22 protein-coding genes are annotated in these 23,062 nt (G+C 38.0%); 17 read left to right on the top strand and 5 right to left on the bottom strand.

Annotated features, from left to right (window positions below; genetic code table 11):
- Nucleotides 1-110 precede the first annotated feature (110 nt).
- The gene (locus IGJ52_RS07340) at nucleotides 111-824 is read left to right on the top strand and encodes a carbonic anhydrase (RefSeq protein WP_002382382.1); all 714 of its coding nucleotides are present in this window, start codon (nucleotides 111-113) and stop codon (nucleotides 822-824) included.
- Between the two features lie 18 nt (nucleotides 825-842).
- A complete protein-coding gene (locus IGJ52_RS07335; RefSeq protein ID WP_025190792.1) occupies nucleotides 843-1,772 on the top strand; it encodes a LysR family transcriptional regulator in 930 nt (309 codons plus the stop codon).
- Nucleotides 1,773-1,820: 48 nt separating this feature from the next.
- Here IGJ52_RS07335 and IGJ52_RS07330 read toward each other — a convergent pair whose 3' ends face one another.
- Nucleotides 1,821-2,867: a GntR family transcriptional regulator gene (locus IGJ52_RS07330; protein WP_086280444.1), complete on the bottom strand. Its 1,047-nt coding sequence runs from the start codon at nucleotides 2,865-2,867 to the stop codon at nucleotides 1,821-1,823.
- A 156-nt stretch (nucleotides 2,868-3,023) separates the two neighbouring features.
- On the opposite strand from IGJ52_RS07330, the gene IGJ52_RS07325 reads away from it, so the two are divergent.
- The 4 genes from IGJ52_RS07325 to IGJ52_RS07310 all read left to right on the top strand — a co-directional run bounded on the left by IGJ52_RS07325 (nucleotide 3,024) and on the right by IGJ52_RS07310 (nucleotide 9,356).
- Nucleotides 3,024-4,313, top strand: a complete 1,290-nt coding sequence (locus tag IGJ52_RS07325; RefSeq protein WP_002357422.1) for a glycoside hydrolase family 125 protein — start codon at nucleotides 3,024-3,026, stop codon at nucleotides 4,311-4,313.
- An 11-nt stretch (nucleotides 4,314-4,324) separates the two neighbouring features.
- The gene (locus IGJ52_RS07320) at nucleotides 4,325-7,015 is read left to right on the top strand and encodes an alpha-mannosidase (protein ID WP_438791997.1); all 2,691 of its coding nucleotides are present in this window, start codon (nucleotides 4,325-4,327) and stop codon (nucleotides 7,013-7,015) included.
- A 161-nt stretch (nucleotides 7,016-7,176) separates the two neighbouring features.
- Nucleotides 7,177-8,355: a pyridoxal phosphate-dependent aminotransferase gene (locus IGJ52_RS07315; RefSeq protein ID WP_002365726.1), complete on the top strand. Its 1,179-nt coding sequence runs from the start codon at nucleotides 7,177-7,179 to the stop codon at nucleotides 8,353-8,355.
- 110 nt (nucleotides 8,356-8,465) lie between these two features.
- Nucleotides 8,466-9,356, top strand: coding sequence for a phosphate ABC transporter substrate-binding protein PstS family protein (locus tag IGJ52_RS07310; protein ID WP_002420150.1), 891 nt, complete (start codon nucleotides 8,466-8,468; stop codon nucleotides 9,354-9,356).
- 40 nt (nucleotides 9,357-9,396) lie between these two features.
- Here IGJ52_RS07310 and pnpS read toward each other — a convergent pair whose 3' ends face one another.
- Both pnpS and IGJ52_RS07300 read right to left on the bottom strand, forming a co-directional pair.
- Nucleotides 9,397-11,172, bottom strand: coding sequence for a two-component system histidine kinase PnpS (gene pnpS, locus IGJ52_RS07305; RefSeq protein WP_438791996.1), 1,776 nt, complete (start codon nucleotides 11,170-11,172; stop codon nucleotides 9,397-9,399).
- A complete protein-coding gene (locus IGJ52_RS07300; protein ID WP_002360193.1) occupies nucleotides 11,169-11,879 on the bottom strand; it encodes a response regulator transcription factor in 711 nt (236 codons plus the stop codon). The genes pnpS and IGJ52_RS07300 overlap by 4 nt, the downstream gene beginning before the upstream one ends.
- A gap of 162 nt (nucleotides 11,880-12,041) precedes the next feature.
- Between IGJ52_RS07300 and IGJ52_RS07295 the strand changes: the two genes are divergently transcribed.
- From IGJ52_RS07295 to ffh, 3 genes are all read left to right on the top strand, one after another.
- Nucleotides 12,042-12,506, top strand: a complete 465-nt coding sequence (locus tag IGJ52_RS07295) for a DUF523 domain-containing protein (RefSeq protein WP_002364031.1) — start codon at nucleotides 12,042-12,044, stop codon at nucleotides 12,504-12,506.
- An 83-nt stretch (nucleotides 12,507-12,589) separates the two neighbouring features.
- Nucleotides 12,590-12,928, top strand: a complete 339-nt coding sequence (locus IGJ52_RS07290; protein WP_002357429.1) for a putative DNA-binding protein — start codon at nucleotides 12,590-12,592, stop codon at nucleotides 12,926-12,928.
- Nucleotides 12,929-12,932: 4 nt separating this feature from the next.
- Complete coding sequence (gene ffh / locus IGJ52_RS07285) at nucleotides 12,933-14,351, top strand: signal recognition particle protein (RefSeq protein ID WP_002360194.1); 1,419 nt, start codon at nucleotides 12,933-12,935, stop codon at nucleotides 14,349-14,351.
- Nucleotides 14,352-14,425: 74 nt separating this feature from the next.
- On the opposite strand, the gene IGJ52_RS07280 is transcribed toward ffh, so the two are convergent.
- Nucleotides 14,426-15,181, bottom strand: coding sequence for a MerR family transcriptional regulator (locus IGJ52_RS07280; RefSeq protein WP_002377293.1), 756 nt, complete (start codon nucleotides 15,179-15,181; stop codon nucleotides 14,426-14,428).
- Between the two features lie 117 nt (nucleotides 15,182-15,298).
- Entirely contained in the window at nucleotides 15,299-15,853 is a 555-nt protein-coding gene (locus IGJ52_RS07275) for an NADPH-dependent FMN reductase (RefSeq protein ID WP_002357432.1), read from the bottom strand.
- A 141-nt stretch (nucleotides 15,854-15,994) separates the two neighbouring features.
- On the opposite strand from IGJ52_RS07275, the gene IGJ52_RS07270 reads away from it, so the two are divergent.
- The 8 genes from IGJ52_RS07270 (at nucleotide 15,995) to recJ (ending at nucleotide 23,060) form a co-directional block, all read left to right on the top strand.
- Complete coding sequence (locus IGJ52_RS07270) at nucleotides 15,995-16,798, top strand: GNAT family N-acetyltransferase (RefSeq protein WP_438791995.1); 804 nt, start codon at nucleotides 15,995-15,997, stop codon at nucleotides 16,796-16,798.
- Nucleotides 16,799-16,944: 146 nt separating this feature from the next.
- On the top strand, nucleotides 16,945-17,220 hold the full coding sequence (rpsP, locus tag IGJ52_RS07265) for a 30S ribosomal protein S16 (RefSeq protein WP_002357434.1): 276 nt from the start codon (nucleotides 16,945-16,947) through the stop codon (nucleotides 17,218-17,220).
- Between the two features lie 11 nt (nucleotides 17,221-17,231).
- The gene (locus IGJ52_RS07260) at nucleotides 17,232-17,477 is read left to right on the top strand and encodes a KH domain-containing protein (RefSeq protein ID WP_002357435.1); all 246 of its coding nucleotides are present in this window, start codon (nucleotides 17,232-17,234) and stop codon (nucleotides 17,475-17,477) included.
- Between the two features lie 120 nt (nucleotides 17,478-17,597).
- Nucleotides 17,598-18,164, top strand: a complete 567-nt coding sequence (locus IGJ52_RS07255; protein WP_438791994.1) for a DUF1269 domain-containing protein — start codon at nucleotides 17,598-17,600, stop codon at nucleotides 18,162-18,164.
- 214 nt (nucleotides 18,165-18,378) lie between these two features.
- Nucleotides 18,379-19,320 carry a ribonuclease Z gene (gene rnz, locus IGJ52_RS07250; protein ID WP_002360200.1) on the top strand — a complete coding sequence of 314 codons (942 nt, stop codon included), beginning with the start codon at nucleotides 18,379-18,381 and terminating at the stop codon, nucleotides 19,318-19,320.
- Nucleotides 19,321-20,109 (top strand): SDR family NAD(P)-dependent oxidoreductase, encoded by a 789-nt coding sequence (locus tag IGJ52_RS07245; RefSeq protein ID WP_002377298.1) that lies wholly within the window; start codon nucleotides 19,321-19,323, stop codon nucleotides 20,107-20,109.
- A gap of 16 nt (nucleotides 20,110-20,125) precedes the next feature.
- Nucleotides 20,126-20,593 carry a LapA family protein gene (locus IGJ52_RS07240; protein WP_002357439.1) on the top strand — a complete coding sequence of 156 codons (468 nt, stop codon included), beginning with the start codon at nucleotides 20,126-20,128 and terminating at the stop codon, nucleotides 20,591-20,593.
- A 154-nt stretch (nucleotides 20,594-20,747) separates the two neighbouring features.
- The gene (gene recJ / locus IGJ52_RS07235; protein ID WP_438791993.1) at nucleotides 20,748-23,060 is read left to right on the top strand and encodes a single-stranded-DNA-specific exonuclease RecJ; all 2,313 of its coding nucleotides are present in this window, start codon (nucleotides 20,748-20,750) and stop codon (nucleotides 23,058-23,060) included.
- Nucleotides 23,061-23,062 lie beyond the last annotated feature (2 nt).

Here is a 23,062-nt window from a genome sequence, read left to right as displayed (position 1 = left end):
GAACTTAGGTCATTTGCCGAGGAGCGTAATGAGCTAAGTTCTTTTGTTTGACGTAGAAAAGATGTTAGGATAGAGTTTTAACATGAGTTTTACCTGATTACTATGTGGAAATGAAGGAAGAGTGTATGAAAAAAATAAAAAATATGGACGTTGAATGGAGCTATACAGGCAACGATGGACCGGAACATTGGCATACGCTATGTGACTGGTTTGCAGAAGGTGCTAAGTTTGCTTATCAATCGCCAATTGCTTTAGAAAAAGAAAGTGCTGAGACAGTAAATTCTCAGATTACGTTTCATTATAAAAAAGAAGAATTCACTGAAAAAGAATTCAAAAATACGTTTCATTTTGTACCACCAAATACGGAAAGTTACGTAATGTTTGAAAATGTTGCGTATCATTTAACCGATATCCATTTTCATATGCCTAGCGAACATTTGCTATCGGGAAAGCAGTATCCGCTAGAATTCCATTTGGTTCATATGAACGATGCTGGCGAAAATTTAGTTGTCGGTTGCCTGTTTACCATCACAGAGGAAGAAAATCGTTTTTCAGAAGCGAATCATCCGATGGACTGGGAAAACGGCACGCACCAACAATGGTTTAATCCGTCAATCTTTTTACCAGAGGAGCGTCTACACTACCATTATGTAGGCTCGTTAACAACACCGCCAACTAAGGGTCCAGTGAAATGGTTTGTATTTGATACCATTCAAAAAATGGATCAAGCCTTTTTAAATAAGATCAAGGAAGGCATGTTGGCCTTTAACAATCGGCCCCTTCAGCCGTTGAATGGGCGTAAGATTTATTTTTCAAATGATTAGTGTGTGGAGGAAAAAGTGTTGAATATTCAACAAATGAAGTATGTTGCTGCCATAGCTAACAATGGGAGTTTTCGGGAAGCAGCCAAAAAACTATTTATTACACAACCTAGCTTGTCAAATAGTATTCGGGAATTAGAAGAAGAACTAGGGATTTCCCTCTTTTTACGTACTAATAAAGGCGCTTTTTTAACAGAAGAAGGAATGGTTTTTTTAGAACAAGCAGAGAAAGTCTTAGTTCAAATGGAGTTATTGGAAAATCGCTATCGCGAGACAGTGACCAGCGAACGATTCTCCATCTCTTCGCAACATTACGATTTTTTAGGTGAGGTAATTGCCAAAGTTCTTAAAAAGTATGGGGATCAATATAAAGATTTTCGTGTCTTTGAAACCACGACCTTAAAAGTAATTGAAGACGTCAAAGGATTTCACAGTGAGTTGGGGATTATTTATTTAAATGAACAAAATAGTGTCAGTATTGAACGGTATTTAGAACAAGCTAATCTAGCCTACGAGGTAATTAGTACCTTTAATACACACATTTTTTTAGGAAATCATCATCCTTTAGCCAAGCAAAAAGAAATTCATTTAGAGGAATTAGTTCCCTATCCACAAGTCCGCTTTAATCAAGAAGGAAGCAATTTTTCCTATTTTTCTGAAGATTTAGTTGAAATTCCTGAACAGGAATCGGTCATTCATACTACGGATCGTGGAACCTTAATGAATTTGTTGGTAGAAACCAATGCTTATGCTTCTGGTTCAGGAGTCGTAACGGGTTTTACGAAGAAAGAAATTCGGTTAGTGCCATTGGCGCCAGCTTTGGAAAATCGTATTTGTTTACTCTTTCCCAAAAATCGGGAAATCAGTCCGATTGGTCGCTACTTTATCAAAGAATTAAAAGCGTTGTTTAAAAAAGAGGTAGATACCAAAACGTTTAGCGCTAAGGAATAAAAAGAAGGAACTATCAGTGATTTGACTGATAGTTCCTTCTTTTTTGGCTCATTTTGAAACAGTAGAAATGGTTTCTCTTTCAATTAATGTTACAGGCACTTGAATGTCTTCTATGATTTGAAGGTCTTGCTGCATCGTTTGTAATAACACTTCGCCAGCTAGTTTTCCCATTTCTTTAAAGTCTTGTGCCATGGTTGTTAATGGCGGTTCGACAAATGCTGCTGCTTGAATATCGTCAAAACCAATAATCGATAATTCTTTTGGCACATGAATACCTAGGTTTTTACAGTTTCGTAAACAATGTAACGCGCTGAAGTCATTATCGCAGACCACGGCTGTGAGTTGGTGCGCCTCAAAATACTGTTTAAAGTTGTGTTCATCTAAGAGATTGGTTTCCGTGATTGCTGTATGAAATGCCAGATTGGCTTCTTTTAAAGCTTGGAGATAACCTAAATAACGTTGCCGAACGGATTGTAGGGCTGGACTTCCTGAAAGGATATATCCAATTTTTGTATGTCCTAAGCCAATTAAGCGTTCGGTTGCTGTTTTACCACCAGCAAAGTTGTCTGATTGAATGGTTGCAAAAGGTAAATCATGGATCTTTTTATCCAAGACAACGACTGGAAAATTCATCAAAGCCAACTCAAACAATAAGTCGAGGTAGTCATTACTAGTAGCAGCATAATAGACAAGCCCGGCAAACTCATTCACAATGTCCACAGCATTTTTCTCTCTCAAAAAATTAGGCGAGGTCATAAAGACTTCTAAACCAGCTGCTTGAATAGTAGGGGCCAAACCGCTATAGAAATTTCCTACTGATAAATCGTCTGCAAAAGGCAATAAAAAAAGAACTTTATTTAAAGAAGTATGGAGAGGATGCTTTGGTGCTTGAACAAAACTTCCTTTTCCTTGGTGACGTTGGATTATGCCTTGCGTTTCCAATTCAGTTAGCGCTCGTTTGGACGTAATTCTACTGACGTTAAACTGAGCCGATAATTCTTTTTCGGTAGGCACTTGTGCTCCAACAGGCAATCGCCCTGAATCAATTTCATTTTGTAAATAATCAATAATTTGTTGATATAATGGTTGCTTCATTCATTTCACCTCACAATAAGATATATCTTATTTATAGTTTACCATAAATTAATTGGTTTTAAAATGAAAAAAATGATCGAAATCACTAGACAAAGTGAAATGTAAACGCTATAATTCAATTGTGAAATGATATATCAAATTTAAGAGGTGACGAGAATGGTTTATACAGAAGTTCCAAAATCCGTAGCAACATTTATGGAGACAATTACAGAAAAATGCGGTGAAGCACATCAAGATTGGGCAAAAAACTTTCAGGCGGCCTTTGCCAATACTTTACTAACAACAGTGAAACGTCAAGAAGATGGTACTACCTTTTTATTAACAGGCGATATTCCAGCAATGTGGTTAAGAGACTCAACAGCGCAAGTTCGTCCCTATTTAGTGATTGCGAAAGAAGACGAAGACCTTGCTCAAATGATTGCTGGGTTGGTTAAGCGCCAGTTTCGTTATATTTGCATTGATCCTTATGCCAATGCGTTTAATGAAACAGATAATCATGCAGGCCATCAAACTGATAAGACAGAAATGAATGGCTGGATTTGGGAACGGAAATATGAAATTGATTCATTATGTTACCCGGTCCAATTAGCCTATTTACTTTATAAAAATACTGGGATGACCGAACAATTTAATTCAGACTTTGTGGAAGGCGTCAAAAAAATTCTCAACGTTTTTACAACAGAACAAGATCACGCACAGTCACCTTATTTATTTGAACGAGATACGTGGCGTCAAGAAGATACGTTGGTTGAAGCAGGGAAAGGAACACCAGTTGGCAAAACAGGGATGACATGGTCAGGCTTCCGTCCTAGTGATGATGCCTGCCAATATGGTTACTTAGTTCCTTCTAACATGTTTGCAGTTGTAATTTTAGGCTATATTCAAGAAATTTTCTCTGATGTTTTAGAAGATGCTACGATTGTGGCGATTGCTAAAAAATTACAAGAAGAGATTGAAGAAGGCATCCAAACATTTGGACGAACAAAAAATCAAAATAACGAAACGATTTACGCGTATGAAGTGGATGGCTTAGGCAATGCAAGCGTGATGGATGACAGTAATGTTCCCAATTTAGTAGCAGCCCCTTATCTGGGTTATTGTTCAACAGAGGATGAACAATATTTAACAACGCGTCAAACCTTATTAAGTAAAGAAAATCCTTACTTCTATGAAGGCAAATACGCGAAAGGGATTGGTAGCTCACATACACCAGAAAATTACGTGTGGCCGATTGCTTTAGCAATGGAAGGAATGACAACCAAAGATAAAGCAGAAAAAGAACGAATTTTAGATTTATTAGTTGCCACAGATGCGGGGACTCATTTGATGCATGAAGGTTTTGACGTAGATAATCCTGAGAATTATACAAGAGAATGGTTTTCATGGGCTAATATGATGTTTTGTGAATTAGTTATGGATTATTTTGACATCCGAGTGGAAAAATAGGAGGAAAAGTGATGACAAAGAAAAAAGTCTATATTGTTTCCCATAGTCATTGGGATCGTGAATGGTATCTTCCTTATGAAGAACATCATATGCGCTTAATTGAATTAGTGGATAATGTATTAGATTTAATTGAAAATGATCCAGAGTTTAACAGTTTCCATCTAGATGGACAAACGATTATCTTAGACGACTATTTACAAGTTCGCCCAGAGAAAAAAGAAGCCGTAAAAAAAGCTGTCCAAGCAGGCAAACTAAAAATCGGACCATTTTATATTTTACAAGATGACTTTTTAATTAGCTCTGAATCCAATGTTCGAAACATGCTGATTGGGCATTTAGAAAGTCAAAAATGGGGAGCACCAGTTCAATTAGGTTACTTCCCGGATACATTTGGGAATATGGGTCAAACGCCTCAAATGATGCAATTAGCAAATCTGCCTGCGGCTGCGTTTGGACGCGGGGTGAAACCGATTGGCTTTGATAATCAAGTCTTAGAAAGCGACTATAGCTCACAATATTCTGAAATGTGGTGGGAAGGTCCTGACCAAACGAAAATTTTCGGCTTGCTTTTTGCGAACTGGTATAGTAACGGGAACGAAATTCCTTCAGAAAAAGAAGCGGCAATCGCTTTTTGGAAACAAAAATTGGCTGATGTAGAACGTTACGCTTCCACAAACCATTTATTGATGATGAATGGGGTCGACCACCAACCGGTACAAAGAGATATTACTAAGGCCATCGCTTTAGCCAATGAACTATTCCCAGAATATGAATTTATTCATTCCAATTTCGATGACTATTTGAAAGCTGTTCAAGAGGAGTTACCAGAAGATTTAGGAACAGTAACAGGCGAATTAACGAGTCAAGAAACGGATGGCTGGTACACATTAGCCAATACTTCTTCTGCTCGTGTCTATTTAAAACAGTGGAACACAAAAGTCCAACGCCAATTAGAAAATATCGCAGAACCTTTAGCAGCAATGGCTTACGAAGTAACTGGCGACTACCCACATGACCAATTTGATTATGCTTGGAAAACATTGCTTCAAAACCATCCGCACGATAGTATTTGTGGCTGTTCTGTCGACGAGGTTCACCGAGGCATGATGACTCGCTTTGAAAATGCCAATGATGTCGGGCATTTCTTAGCAGATGAAGCAACACGACAATTAACAGAAGCAATTGATACAAGTGTTTTCCCAGAAAAAGCGCACCCGTTTGTTTTATTTAATACTAGTGGCTATCAGAAAACGGAGGTTGTCACTGTGGAAGTGGAGATTGAACGATTGCCATTTTATACAGGAAAACCTGAAGATCTTTATCATGAATTAAAACAAAAAGCCACCCCAGATTATCAAGTGATTGATCCAACAGGACAAGCCGTTGCAAGCCGTATTGTCAAAGAAGATGTTCGTTTTGGTTACGATTTACCTAAAGATGCCTTCCGTCAACCGTACATGGCTAAATACTTAACGGTCGAATTATCTGTCAAAGAAATGGCGCCATTCTCTTGGGATAGCTTTGCATTGATTCAAGGAGAAACGAACGCTTTTGAAGGAAGTCTTTTGGCTCAACTAGCAACAAATGAAATGGAAAACGAATTTATTCAAGTGAAAATTGAAAACAATGGTAGCTTAACCATTGCTGACAAAAAAACAGGAGAAACATTTTCAAAATTGTTAACATTTGAAGATACTGGCGACATTGGGAATGAATATATCTTTTTCAAACCGACCGAAGACCAAGGAATTACAACCGAAAATGTAACGGCTGAAATTACGAATAAAGAAAATTCCCCTGTAAAAGCAAGTTATCAAATTAAACAAACCGTCATGTTACCAGTTGCAGCAGATGAACGATTAGAAGAAGAACAAAAGGCTGTTCGTGAGTTTAGAGAACGCCAAGCACAACGTTCAACGACGCTTCGCCCGTTCGAAATAACGACAGTGGTTACAATGATCAAAGAAAGTAACCAATTGTTCTTTGAAACAACCATTAATAATCAAATCAAAGATCATCGTTTACGCGTGCTTTTCCCAACTGGCATGGTCACAGAAACACACGAAGCGGATAGTATTTATGAAGTCGTGACACGACCAAATCAAGTAAGCGATACATGGGAAAATCCAACAAACCCGCAGCACCAACAAGCGTTTGTGAATGTTCATGACCAAAACAAAGGCGTGACTATCTTCAATGAAGGCTTAAATGAGTATGAAGTCTTGGCAGATGGAACCATTGCGGTCACATTAATTCGTTGTGTTGGCGAACTAGGTGATTGGGGCTATTTTGCAACACCAGAAGCACAATGCCAAGGAGAATATACCTTTAAATATGGTTTGTCATTGCATGGAAAACCAGAAGAACGCTTTGCTACGTATCAACAAGCCTATAGTGCACAAATTCCTTTTACTGCAGCTACTACTGCGCGTCATGAAGGTAAACTAGCACCGAACCATGTCTACTTGACAACGGCAGAAGGACCAATTGGTTGGACAGCCGTTAAACGTCAAGAGCAAACGAATCATTTAGTCGTTCGTGGCTTTAATCTAACAGCGCAAAATATTCCTTGTGAACTTCACAAAGAGACACAACCAGCGACTTGTTTAACAAATGTATTAGAAGAACCGTTGACACCGGCGATAGAAGTTGATGCACCATTACGTCCGTTTGAAATTCGGACATGGCGTTTCGAAAAATAAATAAATAGGAGAACTTTGTTGAAAAGGACAAAGTTCTCCTATTTTCTTCTCTGTCGTTTTTTTGAGATATTTATAATAAAAATCTAGCGAAACAATGAGAAAATCATTCATTTTACGGTCAATTTGTGCTACTATAACGTCAACTGAAGGAGTGAAGCTAAATGGATTTAACCAATCGTTTTAATCGTCAAGTAAATAAAATTGCTGTTTCTTTAATTCGTCAATTTGACGAACAAGTCTCAGGAATTGAAGGTATTTTAAAATTAACGCTAGGAGAGCCGGATTTTAACACACCTGAGCATGTCAAAAAAGCAGCCAAAGAAGCAATTGATGCGAATTTTTCTCATTATACAGGGATGTCTGGTTTGTTAGATGTCCGTGAAGCAGCCGCTTATTTTATGAAAGAAAAGTACCATTTGACTTACCAGCCTGCGACAGAAATTTTAGTAACAGTTGGAGCAACAGAAGCGATTTCAGCTTCGTTATTAGCAATTTTAGAACAAGGTGACAAAGTGCTATTGCCAGCACCTATTTACCCAGGGTATGAACCAATTATTACATTGGCGGGGGCGGAGCCGGTATATTTGGACACACGAGACAACGATTTTGTCTTGACCCCTGAAATGATTGAAGCGGCAATGGCCGAGCATGGGGAACAAGTCAAAGCAATTATTTTAAATTATCCTAGCAACCCAACTGGTGTCACCTATAATCGCCAAGAGTTGCAAGCAATTGCTGATGTTCTAAAAAAATACGACATTTTTGTGATCAGCGATGAAATTTATAGTGAGTTAACTTATGATGAGAGTCATGTTTCGATTGCTGAAATGTTACGTGACCAAACGATTTTAATTAACGGTTTGTCGAAATCACATGCCATGACAGGCTGGCGGATTGGCTTTATTTTTGCACCAGCGATTTTAACAGCGGAGATCATTAAAGTTCATCAGTATTTAGTTACTGCGGCTGCAACAGTGTCTCAAAAAGCGGCTGTTCGTGCCTTAATCGAAGGAATGCATGATGCTGAAATTATGAAAGAAGAGTATCGGAAACGGCGCGATTTTGTTTATGAACAGATGACTCAATTGGGGTTTGAAGTTGCGCGTCCAAATGGCGCCTTTTATATTTTTGCTAAGATTCCTACTGGTTATGAACAAGATTCTATGAAATTTTGTATTGATTTAGCGCAAAAAGAAGCAGTAGCGTTGATTCCAGGTATTTCTTTTGGCCCAGAAGCAGAAGGATACGTCCGAATTAGTTATGCGTCCGATATGGATAAATTAACAACGGCCATGGAACGAATTGCACATTACATGGCGACACAACGCGTAACACACTAACCTTTATAGATTCTTTACACACCTTTACCTTTTATTTACATTTAATTGAAACAGAATTAACAGAGTCTTGGTAGACTAAACTTGTAACTAATTGAAAAGGAAGTGCAAAGATGAAAAAACGTGTAATTGCAGCAACTATGCTGAGTCTAGGGTTATTATTAACTGGGTGTGGAGCTCAAGGAGGCACAACTGAAAAATCCAGCGAAGCGGATAGTAACAAACCAGTTAAAATTGTCGCTGTTGGTTCCACCGCTTTACAACCGTTAGTAGATGCTGCGAAAGATCAATTTACACAAGAACATCCCAATTATACAGTTTCTGTCCAAGGTGGCGGCAGCGGAACAGGACTTTCGCAAGTTGCAGATGGCGCAGTGACCATTGGAAATTCCGATGTGTTTGCCGAAGAGAAAGATGGCGTGGATGCCTCTAAATTAGTTGATCATCGGGTAGCCGTGGTTGGTATGGGACCAGTGGTCAACAAAGAAGTCGGCGTGAAGAATTTAACGAAGCAACAATTGATTGATGTCTTTACTGGCAAAGTCAAAAACTGGAAAGAAGTGGGCGGCAAAGATCAAGAAATCGTCGTAATAAACCGCGCAAACGGAAGTGGCACCCGAGCAACATTTGAAAAATGGGGCTTAGATGGAGCTAAACCAGTTCAATCACAAGAACAAGATTCTTCGGGAACAGTTCGTAAAATTGTTGAACAAACACCAGGAGCAATCAGCTATTTAGCTTTTTCTTATATGGATAATTCCACTGTTGCCTTAAGCATTGATGGTGTTGAACCAAAAGAAGAACACGTGAAAGACAATTCATGGAAAATCTGGTCTTATGAACATATGTATACAAAAGGGGAGCCTAATAAAGATGTAAAAGCCTTCTTAGACTATATGGTCACTGATGATGTTCAAAAAACAATTGTCAAAGACTTAGGTTATTTAGCCATCACAGATATGCAAGTAGAACGTGATGTAAATGGAAAAGTAACTGAAAAATAAACAAAAAACTCAGCCAATAAACAGGATTGGCTGAGTTTTTTTAGGCTTCTTTTTTTGTTAAAGGCAAGGTGATTGTAAAAGTGGTCCCTAACCCTAAGTGACTATCAATGGCGATTTTACCGCCTAATAATTCTGTGTAATTTTGGACAATAGCTAGACCTAGACCGGTGCCACCAGAATGACGGCTACGTGCTTTATCGACACGATAGAACCGTTCAAAGATCCGTTCTTGGTCTTTTTGACTAATGCCAATGCCAGTATCTTGAACAGATAAACGTAATTGCTGATTTTCAATAGCATAAGAAATAGTAATCTGACCATTTTCTTGGGAATACTGAATGGCATTTTCAATTAGATTCTTCACGACTGGATAAAACAATTCGTATTTGGTGAAAAATTGGCTCTCTGGCAGACCATGAACGACTGTTTTCAGCTGTTTTGCTGCCAATTGTTGCTGATAAGAGCCGAGAATTTCTGTAATAAATTTTTCTAAAGTAATTTCTTGTTCTGCATAAGGAATTGTTGCGCTGCCCCGAGAAAGTTCTAAAATTTCTTGAATTAATTGTTGCAGACGCTGGGCATCTTTTTGCATGATGTGCAAAAATTGATCAAGGACTTCCGGATCTTCTTTGGCGCCATCTATGAGTGTCTCGGTAAAGCCCAAAAGAGAAGTGACAGGCGTTTTTAATTCATGAGACACGTTTGATACAAAATCTTTTTGCATTTTTTCTAGTTGGCGAACGCGCGTTAAATCATAGGCAATTCCTAATACTTGATAATCATTGGCGCTTTGATCATCCAAGTAACGAAGAGAAAGATATAATCGTAAAGGTGTTGGTCCTTGTGTCACAGTAATTTCTTGATGTAAACTGTTTTTTTCAGCGACGACTTGATGGATTAAATGAATCAAATCGGCGTCTTGAATCACTTCAAGATAATTGCTTTGCATATTTTTAGCAGAGAGTCCTAACATTTCCTGCATTTTAGGGTTCAACAGACGAAGCCGTCCTTGCGTATCAATGATAAAGACACCAATCATCAGCTCATCTAAAAGTTCGTGAAATTGCTCATCCGCAGACGTATACGCTTTATACGTTTGACTTACTTGTTGACTCAGTAAGTTAATAGTTTCGTAAAGTTCATTCCATTCAGAAGATTGCTGGATAATGGATCGATTTTCATCTGGATGTTTAAGCATTCGTTTCAGAATCGGTAAGACAGTCACTAGCGGTTGATTTTTTTGCCGTAACAATAAAAAGATAAACAAGGTAATTAGTAGGAACAAAATGCCAAATGTAAAGATAATATAGCGACGAAAAGATTGGATATTTTTAGAAAATAGCGCGGTTTGTTCCGAAATCCGAATAATGCCAACGATTTCTCCTGATTTTAAAACGGGCGTGGCAACGTACAGAAGTTCTTTATTTAACGTTTTACTCTTTCGTAAAGCTGAACCATAGGTAGCTCCTGATAGAACCGCAGCGATTTCAGGCCGTTTTTTGTGCGACTCTAGCGGTTCATTTTGGCTGCTGTCAAAAAAGACGGTACCATTTTTTTGCAACAAAGTTACCCGTTCTTCTGCATCATCTAACGCATGGGTGACAAGGAGTTGTTGTTGGTTTGTCAGTTGCCCTTTTTCGAAAACGGAAGGGGGCAACTGGTCTGTTAAAAGGGTATTTTTTCTTCTTAAATAGGTTTCTTGCTGAGCAACCATTTCTTTTTGAAAGAAAAAATTGGTCGCTGCAATACTCCCGACAAATAATAAAAGCATGACTGCCGCAACTAAAAAATATTCAATCCGCAGTCTCTTTTTCATCGTTTTGGCTCCTGAAAACGGTAGCCGAAGCCACGGACAGTTACTAAGTAAACGGGCCGTTTGGGATCGGGCTCGATTTTATCACGTAAATGACTAATGTGGACATCGACGATGCGACTTTGTCCAGCGAAGTCATATTGCCAAATTCGTTCCAACAAGGTTTCCCGATTAATGACCCGATCTTTGCGTTTCATGAAGTAAACGAGTAATTCAAATTCTTTCGGTGTTAGCTCAATGGGCTGATTGCGCACAAAGACTTCATAATTTTGTTCATCCACACGAATCTCGCCAATCACAAGCGGAGCTTTAGGTGTGTCCTCTTGAAGCGGTTCGGTCGTGGTAGGTTTTAAACGACGAAAAATAGCTTTCATACGTGCTAAGACTTCTCTGGGACTAAAAGGTTTTGTTAAATAATCATCTGCCCCAATTTCTAAGCCGATGATTTTATCTACTTGTTCATCTTTGGCAGTTAAAATCAAAATAGGCGTGTCAATTTTTTCTCGACGAAGTGCTTTGGTAATTTCTAAGCCATCCATACCAGGAAGCATTACATCTAAAATTATAAAATCATATTGATTAGACAAAGCTAATTCGAAGCCGTTTTTACCATCTTCGGAAGTAGTCACCTGATAGCCTTCTTTTTCCAAATTAAAGGTTAACAAAGTTAAAATCGATGGTTCATCATCGACGACAAGAACTTTTTTCATTTACATAACTCCTTCAAGAAATTTCTGAAAATAAGTGTATATTTCACTATTGTTAGTTTAACATATTTTTAGAGGAAGAACGTACTTTAAAGTAAGCGAGAATGCTACTTTTGAGAAAAGTCAACTCATGGTATAATAGAGAAATGAAATGAGGAGAAGCGAATGATTGGTATTAGTAGTTGCTTAGGTGGGATTTGTTGCCGTTACGATGGAAAATCTCAAGAACAAGAAGCGTTAAAACAACTTGTAACTAATGGAAAAGCAATAATGATTTGTCCCGAAGTTTTAGGGGAGTTGCCCATTCCACGTCCGCCAGCAGAAATCATTGGCGGGGATGGCTTTGATGTTTGGGCGAATACTGCTTATGTATATACGGATAACGGGGAAGATGTGACTGAGGCATTTAAAGCAGGGGCACAACGCGCGTATCAAAAATTAAAAGCCCAACAAATTACAACCTTGATTTTGAAAGAAAAAAGTCCCAGCTGTGGCAGCCAGCTGATTTATGATGGACAATTTTCTGGCATTAAAAAAGCTGGAGTTGGAGTCGCAACTGCTTATTTTATTCAACAAGGAATGACCGTTTATTCTGAAGAAACATGGCAACTTGCTGACATTTCTTTTTAAAAGGTAAAAACTTAGTAAAAAAAGATTGACTATTCCCTATGAAATCGGTAACCTATAAGGGATTGAAGATGGGAGCACGGCTCATGGAAATGGAAAAAACAAACCGCATGAATGCGTTATTTGAATTTTATTCGACATTATTAACGGAAAAGCAGATGAATTATATGGAGCTTTACTATGCTGATGACTTTTCTTTAGGAGAAATTGCGGAAGAATATGAGGTTAGTCGCCAAGCGGTTTATGATAACATTAAACGAACCGAAAAAATTTTAGAAGAATACGAAAAAAAGTTACATCTTTATTCAAACTATGTTGTACGGAAAGAATATCTTGAACAACTACAGCAGTATGTTCAAGAAACTTATCCCAAAGATAGTGAAATCAAAAAATATATTGAACAAATTCAAGAAATAGAGGAATGAAACTATGGCTTTTGAGAGTTTAACAAACCGCCTACAGCAGGCAATGAGTAAAATCCGTCGTAAGGGAAAAGTTTCCGAAGCCGACGTAAAAGAAATGATGCGAGAAATCCGTTTGGCTTTATTAGAAGCCGACGTTAATTTACAAGTGGTCAAAGATTTCACAAAACGTGTCAGAGAACGGGCAGTAGGAGTCGAAGTATTAGAAAGCTTATCACCCGCCCAACAAATTGTAAAAATTGTTGATGAAGAATTAACGAAAACGTTAGGTTCAGAAACGGTTGAACTGAATAAATCTCCAAAAATCCCGACAGTGATTATGATGACAGGGTTACAAGGGGCTGGTAAAACAACTTTTACTGGTAAATTAGCCAAACACTTAATGAAAACTGAAAACGCTCGTCCGCTTTTAATCGCTGGTGACGTTTATCGTCCAGCAGCGATTGATCAGTTGAAGGTTTTAGGTCAACAATTAGAAGTTCCCGTTTTTGATATGGGAACCGATGCTAATCCAGTGGAAATTGTTCGTCAAGGGTTAGCATTAGCAAAAGAAAAGAAAAATGATTATGTCTTAATTGATACGGCCGGCCGTTTACACATTGACGAAGCTTTAATGGACGAATTGAAACAAATTAAAGAGTTGGCTAATCCCAATGAAATTCTGTTAGTTGTTGATGCGATGACGGGGCAAGATGCTGTCAACGTTGCAGATAGTTTTAATGAACAGCTTGGAATTACTGGGGTTGTTATTACCAAAATGGACGGCGATACTCGTGGGGGGGCTGCGCTGTCAATTCGGGCAGTAACGGGCGCTCCGATTAAATTTGTCGGTTCTGGTGAAAAATTAACCGATTTAGAAATTTTCCATCCCGATCGTATGTCGAGTCGTATCCTAGGTATGGGGGACATGTTGACGCTAATTGAAAAAGCGCAACAAGATTACGATGAGAAAAAAGCAGAAGAACTTGCTCAAAAAATGAAAGAAAACAGTTTTGACTTTAACGATTTCATTGAGCAATTGGATCAAGTTATGGGCATGGGACCGATTGAAGACTTATTAAAAATGATCCCTGGAATGAGTAACATGCCTGGTATTGAAAATGTCAAAGTCGATCCAAAAGATGTGGCACGGAAACGGGCGATGGTTTTATCAATGACCCCTGCAGAACGTGAAAATCCTGATCTATTAAATCCTAGTCGCCGTCGCAGAATTGCAGCTGGTTCAGGAAATAGTGTGGTTGAAGTCAATCGTATGATTAAACAATTTAAAGAATCCAAAAAAATGATGCAACAAATGTCCAAAGGGGATATGAACATTCCTGGTATGGATCAAATGCTAGGTGGCGGTGTTAAAGGCAAGTTAGGTAAAATGGCCATGAATCGTATGATGAAGAAAAACAAAAAAAAGAAAAAGAAAAAAAGATAAACAGGCTTTAGTTAATTATCATAAGAAACAGAAAGTGCGCCATCAGTCTCTTCGACTGATGGCGCACTTTCTGTTTAAGCGTAGTTTTGGATAATTGCGTTTAACGCTTCGGCAAAACCAGCGCCGTGTTGTTCATAATATGACGTAAATCGTTCATCGCCAACATACATAAGGCCTAACCCTTTGTGTGCTTCTGGCGAATAGCTTGACCAAGAGTACATTAACCAATCTTTGTGTAATTGGAAAATTTCTTGCGCAAGTTGGCTAGTCAACTTGGGTGATTTTTGATACATGGCTAACTTAGAAAATAAATCTTTTTCCACGTTCTGCATTGCTTGCATGTCTTTTTCCGTCAAGTTTAAATATTTTTTGTTGGCTTGTTCAATCGTTTCGTTGCCATATTTTTCCCGAATCTCTTTACCATATTTTTCTTCGTTTTCTTGAACTCGTTGTTGTTTGAATGCTTCGAATTTTTGCTGATCTGACATGTTTATCTCTCCTTTGTAATGGTGTAAGGTTTGTTGAACAGAGGCTAAAAGACGATCAATTTCATTGCGCTTTTCCAATAGTTTTTGTTGATGCTCGTATAAAGCCTGTTCAACATTAAAGTCAGGTTGCTCCAAAATTTCTTTAATTTCATCTAGTTTCAGATCCAATTCACGGTAAAAAAGAATTTGTTGCAAACGATTCACCTCGGCTTGCCCGTAAATTCGATAACCAGAAGAATTAATTCTGGCTGGTTGAAGAAGACCAATTTCATCATAATATCGTAACGTCCGTGCACTGACGCCAGATAGTGAAGCCATTTTTTTAATTGTATATTCCATCATTCATTCCTCCTGACAAAATCTATCATAAACCTTTACGTAACGAGAAGGTCAAGCAAAAAAATAAAAAAAGTGAGACAACCTGTAAAAAGTTGCCTCACTTTTTCTCGATTGATTCAATTAGGCAGTTAAGCGATTAAAGAAATCCACGTAAGCATCTACAATTGATTGTAAGAAGCCAACAGTGCCATCAATAATTTTACCATCTTCACCAATTAAGTTCGTAATACCGCCAATATAGGCTTCAGGTTGTTGTAAAGTTGGAACATTTAAGAAGACTAATGATTGTCTTAAATGATGGTTCGCACCAAATCCGCTAATTGCACCTGGTGAAACACTCACCACAAGTCCGGGTTTTTTATCCCAAACGCTTTCGCCATACGGACGTGAACCGACATCCAATGCATTTTTTAAAACAGCTGGTACTGAACGGTTATATTCTGGTGTTACAAACATCACACCATCTACTTGTTTGACTTCTTCACGGAATGTTGTCCAAGCTTCGGTGGGGGTTCCTTCATCATCCAAATCTTGATTGTATAATTCTAAATCACCAATGTTAATAAAAACAGGTTCGAAATCAGCTGGAAATAAGTCCGCCATTGTTTTTGCTACCAATTTGTTAAATGAATCTTTTCTTAAACTCCCTACAAAAATACCAATTTTTTTTGTCATGTAAATCCCTCCATTTTTCTTTTACTTACTTTATGATAGTACTTTTTCAAAAAAAGCGCAAACGTTTTATCCTTGTACATTGTTGAACTTCGTAACTTCACGTATAATAGCTAGTAAAAGGATGAGTAAAGGAGCAACTGCTTGAATAAAAAAATAAATTGGCGCCGACAATTAACACCGTCGGAGAAACAAACATTGACTGAATTAAGAAACAAGGAAATGATTAAACAAGGAACTTTTTATAAATTGGAACAAACATTTCCTGAGGAATCAGCTTATACTTATTATGGTTTATACAGGAAGGGACAAGCCATTCAAGCGTATATCGTAGGGTATTGTTTTGATGGGGAAACCTTGGAAGCGACGATTGTTGCGCCAAATGTAGGGCCATTTTTTGAAGAACTTGTTCAAGAACTCGAAAAGCAAGCAGCTTTGTGGGGAATGAAAGAAGTCTTTCTCGTGATGGACGACAAGCAATCTGTTGGCCTGAATTATTTTAATAGACAAGGAATTGTGCCAGCTTTTTCAGAACAGTATCTGGTTTTTCAAAGAGAAACTTACTCACAGGAGTTGGCGAAGCTGACACTTCTCCGACCACAAGCGGCTGATTTGCATTCCTTGGCTAGGTTACTAGAAGGTACGCCTTTACCGGAGGACCTTCAACGAACACTTATTTATAAAGAAAACAATCAACTTTTAGCCACGCTACGTTTGGATCATTTTGAAAACGAATGGGGGATTTATGGCTTTGTTGTGACAAAAATGCAACGAGGTCGCGGTCTTGGCCGTCAAGTGTTACAGTCTGCGCTCCGAATGATTTTAGAAAATTCAGCCTCAGCGACTATTTTTTTAGAAGTTGAAACAGAAAATCAAGCAGCGCTTCATCTCTATCAAACAGAAGGCTTTCAAGTGAGAAACCAGTACAACTATTATCAAATTTTGTAAAAATTCTTCATTATTTCGTTTGTTTTCCTGCAAATTGGCTAAAAAAATTGAAAAAAAGTAAAGGTGTCAAGAAAAAACTCTTTACAGGTTGTTGTTAATCTGTTAAACTAACTCTTGTGATTAAGTTAATGGAGGTGTATTTAATAATGGCAGTTAAAATTCGTTTAAAACGTATGGGTTCTAAAAAGAGTCCTTTTTACCGTATTGTAGTAGCTGATTCTCGTTCTCCTCGTGATGGACGTTTCATCGAAACTGTAGGTACTTACAACCCTTTGAAAGACCCTGCAGAAGTAGTTTTAAAAGAAGATTTAGTTTTAGATTGGTTATCTAAAGGTGCGCAACCTTCTGATACAGTTCGTAACATCCTTTCAAAAGAAGGCGTTATGAAAAAACATCATGAAGCTAAAAACGTTAAGAAATAAGGTGATTGAATATGGCAGATGTGAAAGAGTTAATTTTAACTATTGTCCGTCCGTTAGTCAGTCAACCTGAAGCAGTCTCATTAGAAATTGAGGAATCAACTGATTTCCTCGAGTATAATTTGACTGTGGCCAAAGAAGATATTGGACGTATCATTGGTAAACAAGGGCGTGTTGCAAAAGCAATTCGGACAATTGTTTATAGTGTACGTATCGATGGTCCGAAAAAGGTCCGTTTAAATATTCTTGATGGTAAATAAGCAGTAACAAGGAGGTAGCCTAGCTATCTTCTTTTTTTATACATAACCAAAAAGTTTTCATTGCTAGAGACAGACCTTTCTTGCTAAAATAGATGTATCCAGAATAAAGGAGCGATTTGTATGACAAAACGAATTATCATTATGAACTTTGATATTGAAAGTAAATCGTACCAAGCATTTTCCGAAATAAAAAAGATGCAGGCAGAAAGACAGCTTAAAGGTGAGCAAATGGCGGTTGTTACGCATGTTAATGATGGCCAGCATCAATTTAAAATCAATGATTTTATCGATTTTACAGGCAACAATCATACATCAAAAGATAGTATGATTGGGATGTTAGTAGGCATATTAGGTGGTCCTCTGGGCATTCTTTTTGGCTGGTTTGCTGGAAGTATGTATGGTGCAAGCAAAGACGCCAAAGAAATTCAAGAAGCACAAACGGTTTTTGAACATGTGATTCAAAAGATTGATGAAGGACAAACGGGATTATTATTAATTGCAGAAGAAGAAGACAACCGTCCACTCAACCAATTGGTTATGTTTGACTTAGGTGGCGAAATCACGCGGCTTGATTTAGAGGAAGTCCAACAAGAAATTAACGATGCGAACGAAGTTGCAAATGAAGCGAAACAATCGTGGCAAGCAAAAAAAGAACAACATAAAGAAGCGACAACGAAAGAAGAATAAGGATCAAAGACTGTTTTCTGAATAAAGGGAAACAGTCTTTTAAAATACTAAGAAATCACGGTTTTTTATGGTAGTTTGCTAATTTTTTGTTATTTTATCGTAAAATACGGTAAACTAAGAAGAAAACTTTGAGAAAATAGATAAATTATTATTTGCTAAAGGAGCAAACTTCTTCTAAAATAAAAAGGAAGTTTAAAAGAAAGTATGGTAGCAGATGGAAATACAATTTTTAGGAACAGGCGCTGGTGTGCCAGCAAAACATCGCAATGTCACAGGTATTGCGTTGAAATTATTAGATGAACGAAATGCAGTTTGGCTCTTCGATTGTGGGGAAGGGACGCAATTGCAAATTTTAAAAAGTAGTATTCGCCCAAGAAAAATTGAAAAGATTTTTATTACACATTTACATGGGGATCATATTTTTGGTTTACCTGGTTTGTTAAGTAGTCGTTCTTTTCAGGGCGGGACAGAACCTTTAGAAATCTATGGACCAGTTGGGATTGCTGATTTTGTTAAAACTTCTTTACGGGTCTCACAATCGCGGTTGTCCTATCCACTGAAATTTATTGAATTAACAAAAGAAAATGACGTTATTTTTAAAGATAAACAATTCACTGTTCGCTGTAATATCTTGGACCATGGCATCACGAGCTTTGGCTATCGAATTGAGGAAGCAGCGCATGAAGGAGAATTACAAGTAGAGAAACTTCAAGCTTTAGGGATTCCTTCTGGGCCATTGTATGGCAAACTCAAACGTGGTGAAACGATCGTTTTTGATGGACAGGAAATTAATGGACAAGCGTTTGTGGGAGAGCGTAAACCTGGTCGAATCGTGACGATTTTAGGAGACACTCGCAAAACTAAAAATAGCGTAACCTTAGCACGACGAGCGGATGTTTTAGTCCATGAAAGTACGTTTAATAAACACGAAGCAAAAATGGCAAAAGCCTACTTCCACTCAACCAGTCAACAAGCAGCTGAAGTTGCAAAAGAAGCGCAAGTAAAACAACTTATCTTAACGCATATTAGTGCCCGTTATTTAACCAAAGAGGCCTATCAGCTTCAAGAAGAAGCCCAAGAAATTTTCCCCAATACAAAAATCGTGAAAGATATGGATATCATTGAGATTCCATTTGCCAATGAAGGAGGAGCTTAGATGGATTTAACAAATAAAGTCGTTGTCGTAACTGGAGGTTCAGCTGGTTTAGGTGAACAAATTTGTTATGAAGCAGCTAAACAAGGGGCGGTCGTCGTTGTCTGTGCCCGCAGAATTAATTTGATTGGTAAAGTTCGCGAGCAGTGTGCCGCTTTAAGCGGACGAGAAGCATTTTCTTATCAATTAGATATTGCCGATCCAGAAAGCGTTGAACGTGTGGTTGAAGCTATTTCAGCAGAAGTTGGTTCTATAGATGTTTTAGTCAATAATGCTGGTTTTGGCTTGTTTGAAAATTTTGTTGAGATTGACTTGGCTGTTGCACGCCAAATGTTTGATGTCAACGTTCTAGGAATGATGACGTTTACTCAAAAAGTAGCTATTAAAATGATTGAAGCTGGGCAAGGACATATTATCAACGTTGCTTCAATGGCTGGGAAGATGGCTACAGCTAAATCAACCGTTTATTCTGCAACGAAATTTGCTGTGTTAGGTTTTTCAAATGCTTTACGTTTAGAATTGAAACCGTTGGGTGTAGCAGTAACGACTGTCAATCCAGGACCAATCCAAACAGAATTCTTTGATAAAGCGGACCCGACAGGCACTTATCTAGCTGCGGTGGATAAAATTGTTTTGGACCCTACGAAATTAGCGAAAGAAGTGGTTGGGAGTATGGGGACTTCTCGACGTGAGATTAATCGTCCGTTTGTCATGGAAGCAGCTGCCCGCTTTTATACATTGTTTCCACATTTAGGAGATTTCATAGCGGGAAATATTTTAAATAAAAAATAAAGGAGTCGATCAAGTCATGAAAAATCAATGGCGTGTTATTTTGGGCCTTGTGTTGGTCTTAATTGTTGTTATTTTTGCTGTTTTAAATAATCAAGCTGTTCCAGTAAACTTTGGTTTTACTAAAATTAGTGGACCGTTAATCTTAATTATTTTAGGTTCTGCAATTATTGGCGCACTAGTTGGGTTACTAACCTCCACAACCACCATTTGGAACCAACGTAAGGAATTAAAAGCTGTACAAAAAGAGTTGGATATTTATAAAAATGATATGGATAAATTAGTCAAAGAAGAAACGGAAAAAGTTCAACGTTCTTTTGATAATCAATTGGCTGATTTGCAAGCCAAACAAGCGGCAGCACCACAAGTCGCAGAACCAGTGGTCAACGAACAAACATCAAACACAGAAGTAGACGCAACGCCTGTGTCAGGTAGTCGTATTGATCGTTATGTGAAACCTCGTGTGAATGAAGAGGAACAAAAATAAGGAAGAGACTTTATCGCTAAGTTTCTTTTAAAATAAAACTGTGATATCTGCTATTTATCTAACAGATATCACAGTTTTTTTCTCAGATTTAAAAAAATGCTTTCTTTAGTTTTTGGAAAAATTTTGCTATAATTACTTGGTTAGGAGTGACGTCGTGAAAAAATCAAACTATCAATGGCAGTTACAGACAAAGACAGAATTACCTGTAGAATTTATAGAACAATTAAAAAAAGAACAAATTAATCCATTAATTGGCCAACTTTTATGGCACCGCAATATCCGGACAGAAGAAGCATTACGTAAGTTTCTACATCCGACTATCGAAGATATTTATGATCCGTTCTTAATGCATGATATGGAGAAAGCGGTAGCCCGCATCCAGCAAGCCGTCGAAGCGGGTGAACAAATCCTTGTCTATGGGGATTATGATGCAGATGGCATCACTAGTACCACGGTTATGAAAGAAGCAATCGAATTAGTCGGTGGCATGGTTCAGTACTTTCTACCGAATCGTTTTGTTCATGGATATGGACCTAATAAAGACGTATTTGCTGAACAAATTGAACAAGGAGTCCAATTAATTGTAACCGTTGATAATGGTGTAGCTGGACATGAAGCAATTAACTACGCTATGGCACAAGGAGTAGATGTAATCGTTACTGACCATCATGAATTGCCTGAACAATTACCAGAGGCCTATGCGCTTGTCCACCCTAGACATCCACAAGGTGACTATCCTTTTGGAGATTTAGCTGGTGTTGGCGTGGCTTTCAAAGTCGCTACTGCGTTACTTGGTGAATTGCCAATTGAGTTATTAGATTTGGTAGCAATTGGGACAATTGCTGACTTGGTTTCATTAACCGATGAAAATAGAACGTTTGTCAAAATGGGCCTGCAAATGATTCAAACTGGTGATCGAATTGGTTTAGACGTTTTACTACAAGAAGCAGGTGTAAAAAAGGAATCTGTTTCAGAAGAATCAATTGGCTTTACCATTGGACCTCGGTTAAACGCGTTAGGTCGATTAGGGGAAGCCGCACCAGGTGTTGAATTAATGACTACATTTGATGAAGAACAAGCGCTGGAAATCGCTAAATATATTGATCAACAAAACAATGAACGAAAAGACATTGTAACGACGATTGCCAAAGAAGCCCTGGATTTAATCGACCCGAATGCGCCGGTCCATATTTTAGCGAAACAAGGCTGGCATGAAGGTGTCTTAGGGATTGTCGCGGGCCGCATTATGCAAGAAACGGGGAAACCAACCATTATTTTAGCAATAGATGAATCTGGTAAAACCGCAAAAGGCTCTGGACGTAGCATTAGCGCATTGAATCTCTATGAGGCGTTGAACGAAGTGCGTGAGCAATTCACTCATTTTGGTGGGCATCATATGGCAGCGGGAATGACTTTACCTGTTGAAAATATTCCTTTTGTTCAGGAACATTTGGCACACTTTATTGAAAAAAATCAAATTGATATGGCTAATGGACAAGAGTTACTCATTAGTGAGAGCTTAGCGGTTTCGCAGGCAACGACTGCTTTTATTGATCAATTGCGTATTTTGGCGCCTTTTGGGACTGATAATACTGTTCCAACTTTTGTATTTAAGGAAATCACGCCTACGCAAATTCGTCAAATTGGTGCAGATAATGCACATCTCAAATTTCAAATGAATCAAGAAGGGGCGCAATTGGATGCAATTGCTTTTCAAATGGGGCCTCAAGCGGATGAACTAGCACAAGGAACCGCCGATGTGGCAGGCCAACTTTCCATCAATGAATGGAATGGTCGTAAGAAACCACAATTAATGGTGACTGATTTTGCTGTATCGGGAAGACAATTATTTGATTTTCGTGGCAAAAATAATCAAACGAAACCAATTCCTTCAGAAGCAACAGCTTATCTTTTGTTTGATGAAAAAAATCAAAAATTCATTTCAGATCCAACCGCTAATATTATTGTTTGGTCAAACCAAGAAGAATTGGTGGAAGTTGTTTCTCAAAATCAAATCGAACAACTGGTTTTTGTCGACTGTCCTGTGGAAGCAATCACGGTTAAAGAAATTGTTGAAGCGACTGAGATACAACGTATATACATGATGTTTATTTCACCAGAAGAAGCTTATTTAAACGGTATGGCTTCACGTGAACAATTTGCAACATTGTATAAATTTATTTTGCAGCAAAAAGAAGTAAATCTACGTTCCCAGCTATCGAAGGTGGCAAATTACTTAAATATCCAAGAAAAATTATTAATTTTCATGATACAGGTGTTTTTTGACTTAGGATTTGTTACAATAGAAAGCGGTGTTTTAAACAGTATTGAGAAACCCGACAATCGACCATTGACTGAAAGTCAAGTGTACCAACAACGATTGAAAAAAATAAAAACAGAAGAATTTCTACTTTACAGTGATTGTCAAACAATACAACAATGGCTGTGGAATGAGGAGGACAAATAAAA

This window comes from Enterococcus sp. DIV1758, assembly GCF_051711985.1.
In the GTDB taxonomy this organism is placed as follows: domain Bacteria; phylum Bacillota; class Bacilli; order Lactobacillales; family Enterococcaceae; genus Enterococcus; species Enterococcus faecalis.
This window is presented reverse-complemented; position numbering and strand designations above follow the sequence as displayed.